This is a genomic window from Aeromicrobium sp. CFBP 8757, assembly GCF_014841755.1.
Taxonomy (GTDB): domain Bacteria; phylum Actinomycetota; class Actinomycetes; order Propionibacteriales; family Nocardioidaceae; genus Aeromicrobium.
In genome coordinates this window covers 288,668-303,798 of sequence record NZ_JACYUM010000001.1, presented here as the reverse complement: position 1 = coordinate 303,798, position 15,131 = coordinate 288,668, and the positions used below count along the sequence as shown (strand labels likewise).

Genomic DNA, 15,131 nt, shown 5'->3' with positions numbered 1-15,131 from the left:
GCCGACCGGGCGACCGCGCTGCGTCCCACCTAGGCATGACCGTGCGCGACCGCGTTGCGGGGGAACTGCGGCACAGGATCCTGCTTGGGTCGCTCGTCTCAGGCCAACGCATCGACCTCGATGCGCTGTCCGCGGAATTCGGAACCAGTCGGACCCCCGTGCGGGAGGCGTGCCTTGATCTGGCGAACGACGGCCTGGTGAGACTGGCACCCCGGAGTGGCATCACCGTCCTCGGCATCACGGACTCGGACCTGCTGGACAACTTCGAGCTGATGGCGTCCCTTTCCGGCATGGCGGCAGGTTGGGCGGCCGAGCGTGCGAATGACGATGAACGCGCCCGTATGCGGGCGCTGAGCGAGGCTGTGGCCCAGGCATCGTCCAGCGGCGGCGACGTGGCGACTGCGAACTTTGAGTTCCATCGCAGCGTGAACCAGTCCAGTCACGCGCCGCGAGTGACGGCCCTGATTGCCCGCGCGGCTCGTCTTTTCCCTGACCGCCTCTCGGACGTCGTGCCAGAGCAAGCAAGTTGCAGCCTGCCTGAGCACGCACAGATCGTCGACGCCATCGAGGCGGGCGACGGACGTCTCGCTCGCTCGGTGATGGAAGGCCACTTCCACCAGGCGGCGGATCGTCTGCGCCACCACCTTGCAGGTCGAGTGGACGACGGCGGCGCACAAGGCACCTAGGTAGACCCCGCCTACGTGACCGGCACTGTTCCGAAACGCTCTGAAATCTGATATACCAGATACAAGCGGTTATTCGAGATGATCGCTCACAGACGACCAGGGAGCCCTCATGGAACAGCCTGCTACCGCCCATCTTGGAACGACGTCCCGCACCGCCTCCCTCCTGGACGCCTTGGAACGCGCATGGGGACGAGGCGAAGTGGATGCGCTTGACGGGGTGCTGGCGTCTTCGTTCGTCCGTCACGGACGAAGCTCGCAGCAGTCGCGCGAAGAGCTGAAGGCCTCGATCGTCGACATGCGTCGCGCCTTCCCCGACCTCACGATGACCGTGGAACGAGTCGTCGAAGGTAGCGACGAGGTCGCCCTCTACTGGACGAGCAACGGAACGCTGACGGACACCTACCTGGGCCTCCCAGCCACGGGGCGTACCTACTCCGTCTCCGGCGCGACGTTCTCCACGTTCGATGGCGACACCGTCGTCGAGGAGTCGGTCATTTACGACCGACGCGGGAAGTACTCGTCCCTAGGCGTGCCGCTCAGTGGGTCAGGCGCCGACGAGGTGGCTGTCGACTCGGCAGCCGGACCTGATGCAGTCCGCGCGATGCACCGCACCATGATCACCGGTGTGACGGTCGTGTCGACCGACAGCAACGGGGAGCCCCGGGGGCTGGCCGTCAACGCCTTCTCCAGTGTCTCGCTGGAGCCGCCGCTCATCCTGATCTGCGTCCAGAAGAACAGCTCCACCTACTCGCACCTGATCGCCTCGAAGTACTTCGGCGTGAGCGTGCTCGCCGCCGACCAGATGGGCGTTGCGCGGGTCTTCGCCACCAAGCAGGAACGGAAGTTCGACCACGTCGAATGGCACCGCGGCGAGCTCGGAGTTCCGCTGCTCGACGGTGCCACCTCCACGATGGAGGTCGAGCTTCAAGACACCCTCCATGCCTCCACCCACACCATCTTCATCGGCCGAATCAAGGCCGTCGCCGGCAGCAACTCAGCCCCGTTGATCTACACCAACGGCCAGTTCTTCGACGGCGGGCAGCTGGTTGCCGCCGAAGACCTGGCGTCCTGACCTTCACCTCACGAGGAGACACGACATGACCGAACTCGAGATCTACAGCTACACAAGCCCTGCGGCGAACGGGCAGTCCATCGCGGACATCACCAGCACCATGGCCGCCGTGAAGGGTCTGGACCGCGGGCTCATCGGCTATCACAGCTTCGGACCGGACGGCTTCGTGCTGTCGGGACTCACGCTGGCTGCCAACCCCGAGCTGAACGTCCTGCTCGCTCATCGGCCCGGAGTGATGGAGCCGCCCGTCGCGGCTCGTGCCCTGAGCACGCTGAGCCGCATCTCGGGCGGCCGCATCGACGTCCACATCCTGGCGGGCGGAGCTCCCGGCGACCAGCTGCGCGAGGGCGACTACGTCGCTCACGACGACCGGTACGTGCGGGCCGCCGAGTACGTCGACGCCCTCCAGGCCATCTGGGCCGCCGAGGAGCCGGTGTCCCACGAGGGCCAGTACTACAAGTTCGAGGACGTTCGTCCGAACGAGATGAAGGCCATGCCTGTCCGCATCCACATGGGCGGTGCCAGCGGTGCGGCGCTCGAGTTCGGTGCGGCCAAGGCTGACGTGTACATGCTGTGGGGCGAGCCCCAGGCTGACGTGCGTGACCGCATCAAGGAGATCGAGGACAAGGCGGCAGGCTACGGCCGCCCGCGCCCCCGCATCAGCCTCAGCTTCCGGCTGTACCTCGGAGCGACCGACGAGGAGGCCTGGGAGCGTGCTCGTAGCGAGCCGGTCTACCAGAAGTTCATCGCCAAGGGCGGACAGGTGTCGGACCGCGTGCACGCCGAGGATGCCGGGCGCAACCGCCAGCTCAAGGCTGCTCAAGAGGCCGAAGTCCATGACGACTGCATGTGGACTGGCATCGTCGCGGCCATGAACGGTCTCGGCAACGCCTCGGCGCTCGTGGGCACGGAAGACAGGGTCATGAAGACGCTGGCGGCGTACCGCGAGATGGGAGTCGACAGCTTCCTCATCTCGGCCGAGGGCGGGGAGTGGGACCAGTCCCTGGCACCTGTGGCCGAGAGGATGCGGCGTGAGCTCGCCTGAGACGGTCGTCCTCCGCAGGGAGTCGGAGACGACCGCCGTGCTGACCTTGGCACGCCCCGAGCGGCGCAACGCGATCAACGGCCGGCTGGCCGCTGAGCTCGCCGAGGCCGTGGCGACGATCGAGGGGTGGGGCGTCCTCGTCGCGACGCTCGACGCCGAAGGACCCGCCTTCTGCGCCGGCGTCGACCTCGCGGAGCTGGACACGGGCGGCGCGGCCCTCGACTCGGTCGTGGACTCGCTTCTCGCGGCTCCCATCCACTGGACCGCGGTCGTCCAGGGCGCGGCCCGCGGCGGCGCACTGGCGATGCTCGGCGCGTGCCCCCGTGTCCTCTGCGGCGCCTCCGCCACCTTCGGGCTTCCTGAGCTGTCCAAGGGGTTCTTCCCCTCTGAGCTGATCGGCGCTCAGGCGGCGGCGGTCGGACGGCGAGCAGCCTTCGACCTCGCCTTCTCCGCGGCGCCCGTCGACGCGGAGGAAGCCCGCAGGATCGGCCTCGTCTCGCAGATCGTGCCCGACCACGAGCTGCGAGACCACGCGGTGGCGACGACCACCGCACTGGCGACCGCGGATCCCGAGGCCATTCGCGTCGGCGTCGCCGCCTGGCAGTCGACGGTGCGCGCAGCGGTGTAGGCCTTCTGGCTCGTCGCGTGGCATGCGGTCCGTGCCACGCGACGCGTCAGCCCGGCAGGGGCAGGCTGCGCACGGCCAGGTCTGCGTGGTGCTCCGCGACCTCGGCGGCGGTCGCCGAGCCCTCGTCGTGGAACCACTGACGAGGTCCGTTCGCCATCGACAGGAACGCCCTCGTCGTCATCAGCACGTCGCGATCCGTGTCCGATGGTGGTGCGACTTCACGCAGCAGGCCGAACAAGTACTGCTCGTGACGGTGTCGCTCGTCGAGCAGCTCGGCCCACCACGTGTCGACCGAACGAACGACGCCCACCTCCCGTCCGTACAGAGCCGCCACGGATCGGTGCTTCAGCACCCACTCGACGTGCCGCGCGATAAAGGTGCGAACACCCTCGAGAGGCACCAACGATGCGTAGTCGGCTTCGGTCACGACGAAGGCGTGAAGCCGCTCGTGCGTGCGCAGCACGACGCGGAAGAGTAGCTCCTCCTTCGAGGAGACGTAGTAATAGAGGCTTCCCTTCAGGATGCCCGCTGCATCGGCGACGTCCTGGGTCGTTGTCCGCTCGTAGCCTTGGTCGGCGAACAGACCCTCGGCTGCGTCCAAGATCACGGCGCGGCGGCGATGACCCTTCTCCCCGGTCGCGTGCCGGTCGCCTCGGCTCATGCCGGAAGGGGGCCGGTGTACTCGACCGAGTCGCCCGCCGCGTGGCGCCAACGATTGCCTTGCTCAAGCTCCTCGACGACATGTGCTGTCAGGCCGAGGGAACGCGCCGCGATTACGACACCCCGGATCGACCGCCACGGGAACCCGAGGTCCAGAAGGACCGCCGCGAGAGCGCCGGTCACGTTGGCGCGCCGCAGGTTCTCTCGCCCAGTCGATTCGCCCAAGGCCGTGCCGAGGATGTCCAGGGTCTCGCAGTACCTGCCCGCGACGCCATACGACTCGGCCAGACCCAACAGCTGGATGGCGCGTGGGTCCCCACCTGTGTGCTGGGGGTGACCGAAACCTGGCACCTGCTCGCGCCGCTCCTTGCGGTCCGCCACCAGGCTCGCGCACACCACCGCGGCGTCTGCTCCGTCCGAGGTCCTCTCGAGTATCTCGGCCAGGATCTGGCCCACTTCCTCGCCCGATCCGCCGTGCCAGTCCGCGATGCTGAGCGACGCTCCGGCGATGCTTGCCTGGATCGGGGTGCCGCAGGACGCCAGTGTCCTCGCGATGATCGTCGTCGGCGAGATGCCGTGGTCGGCCAACGTCACCAGGATCGCATCAAGCATGTTGCGCTCCGGCGCGGACGGCAGGTCTCCTCGCATGAGGAGGAAGGCCATGTCGGCGTAGGTCACGGAACCGACCAGGTCCGTCAGGCGGTGCCCACGAATGATCACGTCATCGGCGTTCACCTGGGCGATGGCAGTTCGCCAGCTCATGTCGGACATCGGTTCGCTCCTGGTCTCGGTGTCGCGCGGCCGAAGCTCATCGCGCACATGTTTTTGACTAACGTTTGAATCCTAGGCGATGCGGTCCTACGATGTGGGCCAACCGCCCCGAACGAGGAGATAGCCATGCGAAGCCCACGCGACTTCTTTCTGCCGTTGGCGATCGGCGCACCCGAGCCTCCGCGCGTCATCCCACCGGTCGCCTCGCGGATGATCCACTTCTTCGATCCCTCGAACGCCCGCATGATCGACAAGCTGCCAGCCCTGGCGCCGACCGTCGATGTCCTGCTCGGCAACCTCGAAGATGCGGTCGAGATCGATCGCAAGGGGGCCGCCAGGTCGGGCCTCGTCGAGGTCGCGCGGACCGTCGACCTAGGCACGACATCGCTGTGGGCCCGCGTCAACGCACTCGACTCGCCGTGGATCCTTGACGACCTGACAGACCTGGTGCTGCAGGCAGGCGAGCGCATCGACGTCTTGATGCTGCCGAAGATCCAGGGCCCCGAAGACATCCACTACGTCGACCGCCTCGTGGCGCAGCTCGAGGCGCGGGCCGCCCTGAGTCGTCCGATCCTGCTGCACGCGATCCTGGAGACGGCCCGCGGAGTGGCGAACGTGGAGGAGATCTGTCTGGCGAGCCCCCGCCTGCAGGGAATCTCGCTCGGGCCGGCCGATCTCGCCGCCGACCGCGAGATGAAGACGACCAACGTCGGCGGCGGACACCCCGGATACCTCGTCCGGGCCGACCCGGTGGACCGGAACTACGAAGCGCCACGCGTGACGGCGCAGCAAGACCTCTGGCACTACACCGTGGCCCGCATGGTGGACGCTTGCCGTCTTGCCGGGATCCAGCCTTACTACGGACCCTTCGGCGACATCGCCGACGTGCTGGCTTGCGAGGACCAGTTCCGGAACGCGTACGTCATGGGGTGTGTCGGCGCGTGGACCCTGCACCCGAAGCAGATCGAGGTCGCCCGCAAGGTCTTCACGCCCGACCCAGACCAGGTCGCGTGGGCCCGCCGTGTCGTCGAGCAGCTGGTCGACGGTGCAGGGGCCGTGATGATCGACGGCAAGATGCAGGACGATGCGTCCTACAAGCAGTGTCAAAAGATCCTTGCCTTCGCTGACCTCGTGGCGGCACGTGACGCCGCCGTGAGTGCGGCAGGATGACACCCAGTCGGTTGCTCGAGGGCCAGGTGGCCGTCGTCACCGGTGGGACCCGCGGGATCGGACGCGCCATTGTCGAGACCTTCACGTCGCACGGTGCCGTAGTGGTAGCGCTGAGTGCCACGGGGCGCGACGTCTCGGGGATCGACTCCCGGCGGTGCGACGTGTCGGACGAGGCCTCGGTCGCCACTACCTTCGCCGCCGTCGTGTCCCAGCACGAGCGGATCGATGTCCTGGTCAACAACGCAGGCACTGCGGTCGACAGCGTCATCCACCGCGGTTCCTTGGAGGACTTTCGCCACGTGCTCGACGTCAACCTCCAAGGCACGTGGCTCTGCACGCGCGAAGCCCTGAGGCACATGCGCGCGCGTGACGGCGGAGGCACGATCGTCAACGTGGCGTCAATCGCCGCGAAGGCGGGAAACCTGGGTCAGGCTGCGTACGCGTCCTCGAAGGCGGGCGTCGAGGCGCTGACCCGAACCACCGCACGCGAGGGAGCGCGACACGGCATCCGCGCCAACGCGATCCGCCCGGGCCTCATCTCCACCGACATGACCGCAGGGATGCCGCAGCACTCATGGGACGACAAGCTCGCGTCCATCCCGTTGGCTCGGGCCGGACGCCCCCGCGAAGTCGCGCAGGCAGCGTTGTTCCTGGCGTCGGACATGTCGAGCTACGTCACGGGCGTCGTACTGGATGTCGCGGGCGGCCGCGAGATGTGACTGCGGGCTGGAGAGGTGCTCCGCCATGCAATGGTCGACAACTGTCGACGTTCGTCTACTCAACTGCTATCGTCACGCGTCACAGGGTGACCCCGGACACATAGGCGCAGCTGATGCCTCACGTTTGGCCGCGCGCGCACGTGTCGTCGAACTCTGCGTCGGCCTCCATGGCTGATGGGATCCGAATCGTCTTGTCACGTCAACGATCAACAACGAGGAGACACATGAACAGGAAGCTGGAAGGCCGGGTCGCACTCGTCACAGGGGGCGCCCGCGCGCAGGGGCTCTCCCACGCCCAGCTGCTCGCCGAAGAAGGAGCTGACGTGATCCTCGTCGACTCCGTGTCCGCGATCGACACGATCGCCTACGAGATGCCAGGACCCGACGAGCTGGATGAAGCCGCAGAACAGGTCCGGAGCCTCGGGGGCCGCGCCATCACGATCGAATCCGACGTGCGTGACGGCAACCGGCTCGGCATCGAGGTAGCGAAAGCGGTCGACCAGCTCGGACGTCTCGACATCGTCGTGGCCAACGCAGGGGTCCTCGGGCCCACCGGCCCGTCGTGGGAGATGACGCGCGAGCAGTGGAGCACCGTGGTGGACATCAACCTGACCGGGGTCTGGGAGACGTTCAGGGCGACGCTGCCTCACGTCATCGCTGGCGGTCGCGGCGGCTCGGTCATCGCCATCAGCTCGATCGCCGGCCTTCGCGGCGTGCCGAACGCTTCCCACTACACCGCCTCCAAGCACGGCGTAGTCGGCTTGATCGGCTCGCTCGCCAACGAGCTCGCCCAGCACGGAATTCGCGCCAACACGGTGCACCCGACCAACGTCCGAACCCCCATGATCGACAATCCCGGGACGGCCAAGCTCTTCCGACCGGACCTCGAGGCGCCGACGCTCGACGACAGCGCCGAAGCCCTCCGGGCTATCAACCTCCTCCCGGTCCCATGGGTCGATGCGAAGGACGTCTCAGCAGCGGTTCTGTGGCTGGCGAGTGACGATTCGCGCTATGTGACAGGTGCTTCCCTGCCCGTAGATGCCGGCATGCTGGCCAAGCACGCCCACTGACGCTCGAGCCGCACCAGACGTCATCGCCATTCCCATCGAGGCCAGCAGCGGATACGTTGGTGTCCAACAGTCGGCACTTGTCGGCATCAGCTACTGATCGCGGCTTGGCGCACACGCGACCGACTACATGCCTGGGGGACGACAATGACAGAGGACAGCGACATCCGGCGGAGCGACGGAACGCTCTACGAAGACCTGCGCGCCAAGATCGTGGCGGGTGACCTGGTCCCGGGAACGCCGCTCGTCGAGGGTGCGCTCGCTTCGGAGTACCAGGTCAGCCGATCCCCGGTGAGGGAGGCACTGAGTCGACTCTCGTTCGAGGGCCTGGTCGAGCGGCACGAACGCGCGTTGCGGGTTCGTGTCCTCAAGCCCGAGGATGTGCTCGAGATCTACGAGGTTCGCATCGCTTTGGAAGCCGCCGCGGCGCGTGCGGCGGCCATGCGGCGGACCGATCTCGATCTCGCTCGACTGCAACGCGCTATCGGGGCCATGCAGGAGCTCAGTGACGACGACGCCAAGCAGCGCGCCAAGCTCGCTCACTCCATGCACTTCGTGATCTGGGCCGCGACCCACAACAAGGCGCTGATTCAGACGCTCGAAAGCGTCCAGCTGCTTGTTCAGGGGCTGGCTTCGACCACGCTTCACTACCCCGATCGGTGGCAAGCCTTCTTGCAGGAGTCCGTCGACATCCTCGAAGCCGTCAAGGTTCAGGACGTGGAGCGGGCGGGCGAGGTCGCCGCTCTCCAGATGACGAATGCGCGAGACTTCCGCATTCGTCTCTACAGCTCCAGCGTGAACGGCGAGCTGCCCGCGTTCATCTGACCAAGACTCCTGACCGCGCCGGTAGACCGGCTCCGAGACTCGACCGCACGGCGCGACTGCGCCGTGCGGTCGTCGTATACCCGGTCCCAAGCGCGCCCCTCGAGCCCGCGCCTGAGAGCGACATCACTACTCCTTGGACGAGGTGCTTCCGCATGGATCGAACGATCGCGCGACAACCCGGGCGCCAGAATCGTTGCAATTGGAGACCACTGGCCAATTTGTACTCGACGGTCGACAACGGTCGACGCCGGTGTTATGTTGTGGATCACACTCGGCTGGATGTCGCCATCTGTCCACGCCCCGGCACTCACGCACTAGGAGCACGACATGATTCACCTGCACTCACGACGTACCGGGGGAGCTAGGCGCGCGCGCACCGGCGCCGCGATCGCGGCAGCAGCCTGCCTTGCACTCGCGGCCTGCGGTTCGGGAAGCGGTGCCGCTGGCGGTGGCGGTGGCGGTGGCGACGAGACCGTGAAGATCACGGTCCTGACCGACAGCAGCGGCAAGGCCGCCTTCTTCGGCACGGCCATCGCCGATTCCGCCAAGTTCACCGAGAAGTACATCAACGACAAGGGCGGGATGGACGGCAAGAAGGTCGTCATCGACGTGCAGGACACCACGTCTGCGGTCGGCACGGCATCGCAGCAGATGGCAAAGGCCGTCAGCGGCGACACCGACGCGGTGATCTTCGGCGTGCTCACAGAGGAGGCACTTGCCATCGCACCGCTCGCGCAGGATGCGAAGCTTCCGATGGTCAACATCCAGGCCGGCGGCGACGGCGTGACCGAGGTCGGCGACTACATCTGGCGCATCACACCTCAGCAGGCGCTGTTCTACCCCAAGTTCGCGAAGTACCTGGCGGAGAAGAAGGGCACCACGTCTGCCTCGGTCTTCTACGTCACCGACAACGCACCGTCCGTCGAGCTCGCGACCAAGGTGATGCCGAAGGCGTTCGCCGACGCCGGCATCAAGGTGCTGGACAAGGTTGCGAGCAGCTCGACCGAGACCGATCTCAGTGGCGCCGTCTCCAAGCTGATGAAGGGCAACCCGGACCACATCCAGACCCAGGCCATCGGGGCGCAGAACGTCACGCTCATCACTCAGCTGCGACGCGCAGGCTACAAGGGAACCATCGGCGGTGGCACGTCCCTCGGCGCGGGTGCTTTGACTGACCTGCCTGCTGACCAGAGCAACGGCATCCTCTACTACTCGTCGTTCGTCGGCTCCCCCGATCTTCCCTGGAAGGCGGGTTCGGAGTTCAGCGTGGCGTACGAGAAGGCAACGGGAGATCAGCCGAACACCTTCCACGCAGAGACGTTCGATGCGTTCAACCTCATCCAGGAAGCCGTTCTCAAGTCCGGCGGATCCTCGCGCGAGGACATTGAGAAGGGCATGAATGAGGTGGCCTCGAGCGGCGGGCTCGCCGCAGCGCAGGCCGAGAAGCTCACCTTCGATGAGCGTGACGCCAAGGGCCCCGGCGTCGTCATCGAGTGGCAGGACGGCAAGGAGACCCTCGCTCCGGGTCAGTAGGACCGCCTCTGTGGAGGGGCGCGCCTGGCGCGCCCCTCCACTCATCTCGATCTCCGCGGGAAGGACCTCGCATGCTGCAAGACCTGGTGAACGCCCTCACCTTGGGCTCCATCTACACGCTGTTCTCGTTGGGGCTCAGTCTCGCCTGGGCGGGACTTGGAATCCTCAACCTGGCCCACGGGTCCATCTTCATGACGGGCGCTCTGACGGCGTGGAAGCTGAGCCAGACAGCGCCTCAGCTTCCGTTCGTCGTCGTCCTCCTGGTTGCCGTGGTCATCGGAGGCGCCCTCGGCCTCGCCATGGAGTTCCTGGTGTTCCGCCCGGTCCGCAAGCGGGCCACGAGTGAGCACCAAAGTGCTCTCACCATGGTCATCGCCACTGTTGCGACCGCGGCTCTCCTGATCGCTGTCGCGGTCCAGATCACCGGGGGCCAGCCGCGCTCGGTCGGCCGCGACCTCTTCACGGTGTCGACGTACGACCTAGGGTCCGTACGGATCTCGAACATCCAGCTCATCATCATCGTGACCGCTCTGGTTGCCTCTGCCGGTGTGGCGAGGTTCATCCAGAAGAGTCGTCACGGGCGCGCCCTGCGCGCACTGGCCGTCGACCGCGACATGGCCAAGATGTCGGGCGTCTCTGCCGATTTCCTCTCCGCAGGAACCGTGGCCGTTGCGGGAGCTGCCGCCGGCCTGGCAGGCCTCCTCCTGGCCGTTCAGGTCAACGCCGTCGAGGCGCATGTCGGCGAGCCGCTCCTCTTCAAGGCCTTCGCCATCTTGATCATCGCCGGCGTGGGCAGCATCCGCGCCACCGTCATCGCGGCGTTCGCACTGGCTGTCATCGAGACGGCCGTGGTCGCGTACTGGGCATCCGACCTGCGCGACGTCGTGGTGTTCGCCGTCATCATCGCCTTTCTGGTCGTCAGGCCGCAGGGCATCTCATCGAAAGGATGGCAGCGGGCATGACCAACTGGTTCCTCGTCAACGCGCCCCTCATTCAGACGTTCTCAGTCCTCGCACTGCTCGGCTACAGCGTGCAGCTGGCCGTACGCGCCGGGGTGCTCTCGTTCGCGACGATCGGCTTCTACGCGGTTGGCGGATACGTGTCGGCTCATCTCCTCAAGGAGGAGGGCTGGCCGGCTGCACTGGTGCTGATGTCGACGGTCCTGCTGGGAGGCGTTCTTGCGGTGATCATGTCGCCGATGCTGACCCGCTTGAAGGCTCTGTACCTGGCCATGGCCACCCTGGCGGTGACTCTCTTCATCCAGGCGCTAGCCCAGTCCTGGGAGGGGTTCACCGGCGGCGCACAAGGCATGTTCCTCATTCCCCGGGTTCTTCCGCAGTGGCTCATGCTCATCCTCGTCGCAGCCGTGGTCGCCCTTGCCTGGTACACCCAACGAGGCGCTTGGGGGCGGGCGGTCACGACGCTGCGCGAGGATGACGTGCTCTCAGCCGCACTCGGCATCCGGGTGACTCGCTACCAAGCGGTGGCTTTCGTCATCAGTGCCATGGTGGGGTCGCTGGCCGGCTTCGTGCAGGTCTCCACCGTGGGAGTCTTCGGACCGACCGACGTCGGGTTCAGCACGGTCGTCGCCTCCCTCACAGTCATGGTGCTCGGCGGGACCGTCGTGTGGATCGGCCCTCTGATGGGCGCGGCGCTCTTGGCCCTCATGCCGGTCTACCTGACAGGTACCGGGAGCTGGAACCTGATCATCCAGGCACTGGTCCTCCTTGCCGTCGTCGTCTACCAACCAGACGGGCTCGCGGGCCTGCTGCGAGCGGTGTGGAACATGATCGGCAAGGTGCGCCGGACATCCGAGACGAAGCACGTGAAGGAGAGGGTCGCATGAGCATCTTGGTTCTGGATGACGTCAAGGTGCACTACGGAGGAGTCAAGGCGGTCGACGGGGTGAGTTTCGCGGTGGAGCCCGGTCAGCTGTGCGGCGTCATGGGCCCCAACGGTGCCGGCAAGACGACCATCATCAACGCCATCACGGGGACCACCCGGCTCTCGAGCGGATCCATCGCCTTTCGCGACAAGCCGCTGACGTCGGTGAAACCGTACGAGATGCGCCGCATGGGACTGATGAGGACCTTCCAGGGCATCCGACTGGTTCCCGAGCTGAGCGTGCGGGACAACGTCCGCGTTGCGGCAGAGCAGCGTGGCTCACGTCGAGGTTGGGGCGCACGCGCGACGGAGAAGCTGCCGGTCGATCAGGTCGTCGACAAGACGCTGGAGAGGCTGGGTCTTGACGTGGTGAGAGATCAGAAGCCGACTGCTCTCCCCTACGGGACCCAGCGGCGGGTCGAGATCGCGCGGGCCCTGTCGACCCAGCCTGACCTGATCCTGCTGGACGAGCCTGTCGCGGGGATGAACCAGACCGAGCGCGCCGAGATCGCGGCCATCCTGCGCGAGCTCCGTGCCGATGGCCTGGCCATGCTGGTCATCGAGCACGATCTCAAGATGCTTCTCGACCTCTCGGACCACCTGGTGGTCCTGAACTTCGGAAAGCTGCTCGCGAAGGGCGAGCCCCACGCCACTGCTCGACTGCCCGAGGTGCAGCGCGCTTATCTAGGAGACGGTCATGGCAACGCTTGAGATCCACGCGGCCAACGTTCGATACGGCAAGGTTCACGCCGTTCGGGACGTTGACCTGACGGTCGACCAGGGTGAGGTGGTGGTTGTCGTCGGACCGAACGGCGCGGGAAAGAGCTCGCTGATGGGCGCGATCAGCGGCATCGTCGCGCTGGAGTCCGGACGCCTCGAGTTCGAGGGCGCAGACATCTCTGGGATGGCACCGCACAAGATCGCCAGGCGCGGGCTCATCCAGGTTCCGGAGGGTCGGCACATCTTCGCGCCGCTCACGGTCGAGGAGAACCTGATGGTGGGCGCATACGCCCGCAAGGGAAAGCAGGAGATTCGCGACGATCTGGACAAGATCTTCGGGATGTTCCCCATTCTCGAACAGCGCCGTGACGGGATGGCCGGTCTGCTCAGCGGTGGCGAGCAACAGATGCTCGCCTTTGGGCGCGCGCTCATGGGCAAGCCACACATCCTTCTGATCGACGAGCCCTCCATGGGCCTGGCGCCCGCCTTGGTGGACCAGGTCATCGCGGCGATCGCCCGCATCGCGAGCGAAGGCATCGCCATCTTGATGGTCGAGCAGAACGCGCACGCGGCCTTCGGCGTAGCCGACCGCGCCTACGTGCTGGATCAGGGAACAGTCGTCCTGACAGGTGCGGCGTCGGACGTGTCGTCGGACCCCCGCGTCGTAGAGGCGTTTCTCGGCGTTGCTGAGGTGGGCGATCGTGACTGACCTCGCCGCCGACCGGCAGCTCGACCACGACGTCATCATCGTCGGAGCGGGGTTCGCCGGACTGTACATGCTTCACCGCCTGCGCAGCGCAGGATTCTCGGCACGGGTGCTCGACGCGGCCGACGGCGTGGGAGGCACCTGGTACTGGAACCGCTACCCCGGCGCTCGGTGCGACGTGCAGAGCTTCGACTACTCGTACTCGTTCTCGGACGAGCTGCAGCAGGACTGGACGTGGTCCGAGCGCTACGCGACTCAGCCCGAGATCCTTCGCTACATCGAGCACGTCGCCGAGCGGTTCGACCTCAACCGCGACGTGCAGCTGGGCGCCACGGTCCTGGGGGCCACGTTCGACGACGCCCACTCACGCTGGACGATCGAGCTCGAGGGTGGCCAGCATCTGGTCTCGACCTACGTGGTCATGGCTACCGGTTGCCTGTCAGTGCCCAAACGTCCGTCGTTCGCGGGCCTCAGCGACTTCAAGGGCGAGACCTACATCAGCGGGGAATGGCCTCACCACCCCGTTCAGCTGAGCGGCAAGCGGGTCGGAATCATCGGTACCGGGTCGACGGGCATACAGCTGACCACGGCCATCGCCCGCGAAGCAGGAGAGCTGCTGCTGTTCCACCGAACGCCGAACTTCAGCCTGCCGGCCCAGAACCGACCGCTTGACGAGGAGTTCACGCGTGAGCTCAAGTCGCAGTACGACCAGCGCCGGCAGGAGGCGCGGACGACAACGCGCGGCTATCCCGTGCCGCCGATCCTCAGCGACCTCTCTGCTCTCGAGGTAGAGCACGAGCAGAGGCTCGAGGTGTACGAGGCGGTCTGGCGCAACGGTGGCCCCGTCTTCACCAGCTCGTTCGCCGATCTGTTGACCAACCCGGAGGCGAATGCCACCGCGTCGGAGTTCGTCCGCGGGAAGATCAGCTCGATCGTGCAGGACCCCGCGACGGTTGAGGCGCTCACTCGGTTCGACCATCCGCTTGGTACCCGGCGACCATGCGTCGACACCGGGTACTACGAGACGTTCAACCAACCGAACGTCGCATTGGTCGACGTTCACGACGACCCGATCGTCGAGATCACGGCCGACGGGATACGTACTGCCTCCGGCAGCTACGATCTCGACGTCATCGTGTTCGCACTCGGGTTCGACGCCATGACCGGCGCGCTTCTCCGCATGGGGATCACAGGTCAGGACGGCACCACCCTGCCCGAGAGATGGAGCGACGGCCCATCTGCATACCTCGGTGTGGCCATGTCGGGCTTTCCCAACCTGTTCACGGTCACGGGCCCGGGGAGCCCCTCTGTCCTGACCAACATGGTCATGGCGATCGAGCAGCACGTCGACTGGATCACCGGGATCCTGGAGTTCGCACGCGATCAAGGCACCGATCGCGTGGAGGCCGACGCCGACACCGAGAAGCTCTGGACCCAGCACGTGGTCGCCATCGCTGACGAGACGTTGTTCCCTCGAGCCAACTCCTGGTGGACCGGCGCGAACATCCCGGGCAAGCCTCGCGTGTTCATGCCGTACGTCGGAGGTCTGGGTCAGTTCCAGCAGGTTCTCGACGACGTCCGCACGCACGGGTACGAGGGCTTCAGCTTCTCGTAGGCTGCGGCGACTCGACACCGAGAATCTTAG

At 66.3% G+C, this 15,131-nt stretch carries 16 protein-coding genes; 14 read left to right on the top strand and 2 right to left on the bottom strand.

Translation table 11 applies throughout. The features are described 5' to 3' along the window. Window positions 1-35: 35 nt before the first annotated feature. The 4 genes from IFT73_RS01435 to IFT73_RS01420 all read left to right on the top strand — a co-directional run bounded on the left by IFT73_RS01435 (window position 36) and on the right by IFT73_RS01420 (window position 3,431). Window positions 36-686, top strand: a complete 651-nt coding sequence (locus tag IFT73_RS01435; RefSeq protein ID WP_192166035.1) for a GntR family transcriptional regulator — start codon at window positions 36-38, stop codon at window positions 684-686. A gap of 109 nt (window positions 687-795) precedes the next feature. Beyond that, on the top strand, window positions 796-1,758 hold the full coding sequence (locus IFT73_RS01430) for a flavin reductase (RefSeq protein WP_192166032.1): 963 nt from the start codon (window positions 796-798) through the stop codon (window positions 1,756-1,758). A 25-nt stretch (window positions 1,759-1,783) separates the two neighbouring features. After that, entirely contained in the window at window positions 1,784-2,803 is a 1,020-nt protein-coding gene (locus IFT73_RS01425) for an LLM class flavin-dependent oxidoreductase (RefSeq protein WP_192166031.1), read from the top strand. Further along, complete coding sequence (locus tag IFT73_RS01420; RefSeq protein WP_192166029.1) at window positions 2,790-3,431, top strand: enoyl-CoA hydratase/isomerase family protein; 642 nt, start codon at window positions 2,790-2,792, stop codon at window positions 3,429-3,431. Before IFT73_RS01425 ends, IFT73_RS01420 begins: the two co-directional genes overlap by 14 nt. A gap of 46 nt (window positions 3,432-3,477) precedes the next feature. Here the strand turns inward: IFT73_RS01420 and IFT73_RS01415 are convergent, their stop codons facing one another. Next, the gene (locus tag IFT73_RS01415; RefSeq protein ID WP_192166027.1) at window positions 3,478-4,092 is read right to left on the bottom strand and encodes a TetR/AcrR family transcriptional regulator; all 615 of its coding nucleotides are present in this window, start codon (window positions 4,090-4,092) and stop codon (window positions 3,478-3,480) included. Continuing rightward, window positions 4,089-4,862, bottom strand: coding sequence for a citryl-CoA lyase (locus tag IFT73_RS01410; protein ID WP_192166024.1), 774 nt, complete (start codon window positions 4,860-4,862; stop codon window positions 4,089-4,091). The genes IFT73_RS01415 and IFT73_RS01410 overlap by 4 nt, the downstream gene beginning before the upstream one ends. Before the next feature lie 126 nt (window positions 4,863-4,988). Here IFT73_RS01410 and IFT73_RS01405 point away from each other — a divergent pair, with 126 nt between their 5' ends. The 10 genes from IFT73_RS01405 (at window position 4,989) to IFT73_RS01360 (ending at window position 15,101) form a co-directional block, all read left to right on the top strand. After that, window positions 4,989-6,032, top strand: a complete 1,044-nt coding sequence (locus IFT73_RS01405; protein WP_192166022.1) for a CoA ester lyase — start codon at window positions 4,989-4,991, stop codon at window positions 6,030-6,032. A 26-nt stretch (window positions 6,033-6,058) separates the two neighbouring features. Next, the gene (locus IFT73_RS01400) at window positions 6,059-6,751 is read left to right on the top strand and encodes an SDR family NAD(P)-dependent oxidoreductase (protein ID WP_197983458.1); all 693 of its coding nucleotides are present in this window, start codon (window positions 6,059-6,061) and stop codon (window positions 6,749-6,751) included. A 224-nt stretch (window positions 6,752-6,975) separates the two neighbouring features. Then, the gene (locus IFT73_RS01395) at window positions 6,976-7,821 is read left to right on the top strand and encodes a mycofactocin-coupled SDR family oxidoreductase (RefSeq protein ID WP_192166017.1); all 846 of its coding nucleotides are present in this window, start codon (window positions 6,976-6,978) and stop codon (window positions 7,819-7,821) included. 144 nt (window positions 7,822-7,965) lie between these two features. Next, window positions 7,966-8,643, top strand: coding sequence for a GntR family transcriptional regulator (locus IFT73_RS01390; protein ID WP_192166015.1), 678 nt, complete (start codon window positions 7,966-7,968; stop codon window positions 8,641-8,643). Window positions 8,644-8,970: 327 nt separating this feature from the next. Then, complete coding sequence (locus IFT73_RS01385) at window positions 8,971-10,176, top strand: ABC transporter substrate-binding protein (protein ID WP_192166013.1); 1,206 nt, start codon at window positions 8,971-8,973, stop codon at window positions 10,174-10,176. Between the two features lie 71 nt (window positions 10,177-10,247). After that, entirely contained in the window at window positions 10,248-11,138 is an 891-nt protein-coding gene (locus IFT73_RS01380) for a branched-chain amino acid ABC transporter permease (RefSeq protein ID WP_192166011.1), read from the top strand. After that, a complete protein-coding gene (locus IFT73_RS01375) occupies window positions 11,135-12,022 on the top strand; it encodes a branched-chain amino acid ABC transporter permease (protein ID WP_192166009.1) in 888 nt (295 codons plus the stop codon). Before IFT73_RS01380 ends, IFT73_RS01375 begins: the two co-directional genes overlap by 4 nt. After that, complete coding sequence (locus IFT73_RS01370; RefSeq protein WP_192166007.1) at window positions 12,019-12,771, top strand: ABC transporter ATP-binding protein; 753 nt, start codon at window positions 12,019-12,021, stop codon at window positions 12,769-12,771. The genes IFT73_RS01375 and IFT73_RS01370 overlap by 4 nt, the downstream gene beginning before the upstream one ends. Continuing rightward, window positions 12,758-13,489, top strand: coding sequence for an ABC transporter ATP-binding protein (locus IFT73_RS01365; RefSeq protein WP_192166005.1), 732 nt, complete (start codon window positions 12,758-12,760; stop codon window positions 13,487-13,489). Before IFT73_RS01370 ends, IFT73_RS01365 begins: the two co-directional genes overlap by 14 nt. Further along, the gene (locus tag IFT73_RS01360; protein ID WP_371811127.1) at window positions 13,482-15,101 is read left to right on the top strand and encodes a flavin-containing monooxygenase; all 1,620 of its coding nucleotides are present in this window, start codon (window positions 13,482-13,484) and stop codon (window positions 15,099-15,101) included. The genes IFT73_RS01365 and IFT73_RS01360 overlap by 8 nt, the downstream gene beginning before the upstream one ends. Window positions 15,102-15,131 lie beyond the last annotated feature (30 nt).

Excerpts from the sequence above, each read along its gene's own strand:
- IFT73_RS01385 (WP_192166013.1), top strand. The coding sequence starts at position 8,971 with ATGATTCACCTGCACTCACGACGTACCGGGGGAGCTAGGCGCGCGCGC.
- IFT73_RS01380 (WP_192166011.1), top strand. The coding sequence starts at position 10,248 with ATGCTGCAAGACCTGGTGAACGCCCTCACCTTGGGCTCCATCTACACG.
- IFT73_RS01410 (WP_192166024.1), bottom strand. The coding sequence starts at position 4,862 with ATGTCCGACATGAGCTGGCGAACTGCCATCGCCCAGGTGAACGCCGAT.
- IFT73_RS01425 (WP_192166031.1), top strand. The coding sequence starts at position 1,784 with ATGACCGAACTCGAGATCTACAGCTACACAAGCCCTGCGGCGAACGGG.
- IFT73_RS01370 (WP_192166007.1), top strand. The coding sequence starts at position 12,019 with ATGAGCATCTTGGTTCTGGATGACGTCAAGGTGCACTACGGAGGAGTC.
- IFT73_RS01430 (WP_192166032.1), top strand. The coding sequence starts at position 796 with ATGGAACAGCCTGCTACCGCCCATCTTGGAACGACGTCCCGCACCGCC.
- IFT73_RS01405 (WP_192166022.1), top strand. The coding sequence starts at position 4,989 with ATGCGAAGCCCACGCGACTTCTTTCTGCCGTTGGCGATCGGCGCACCC.
- IFT73_RS01395 (WP_192166017.1), top strand. The coding sequence starts at position 6,976 with ATGAACAGGAAGCTGGAAGGCCGGGTCGCACTCGTCACAGGGGGCGCC.
- IFT73_RS01390 (WP_192166015.1), top strand. The coding sequence starts at position 7,966 with ATGACAGAGGACAGCGACATCCGGCGGAGCGACGGAACGCTCTACGAA.
- IFT73_RS01415 (WP_192166027.1), bottom strand. The coding sequence starts at position 4,092 with ATGAGCCGAGGCGACCGGCACGCGACCGGGGAGAAGGGTCATCGCCGC.
- IFT73_RS01435 (WP_192166035.1), top strand. The coding sequence starts at position 36 with ATGACCGTGCGCGACCGCGTTGCGGGGGAACTGCGGCACAGGATCCTG.
- IFT73_RS01365 (WP_192166005.1), top strand. The coding sequence starts at position 12,758 with ATGGCAACGCTTGAGATCCACGCGGCCAACGTTCGATACGGCAAGGTT.
- IFT73_RS01375 (WP_192166009.1), top strand. The coding sequence starts at position 11,135 with ATGACCAACTGGTTCCTCGTCAACGCGCCCCTCATTCAGACGTTCTCA.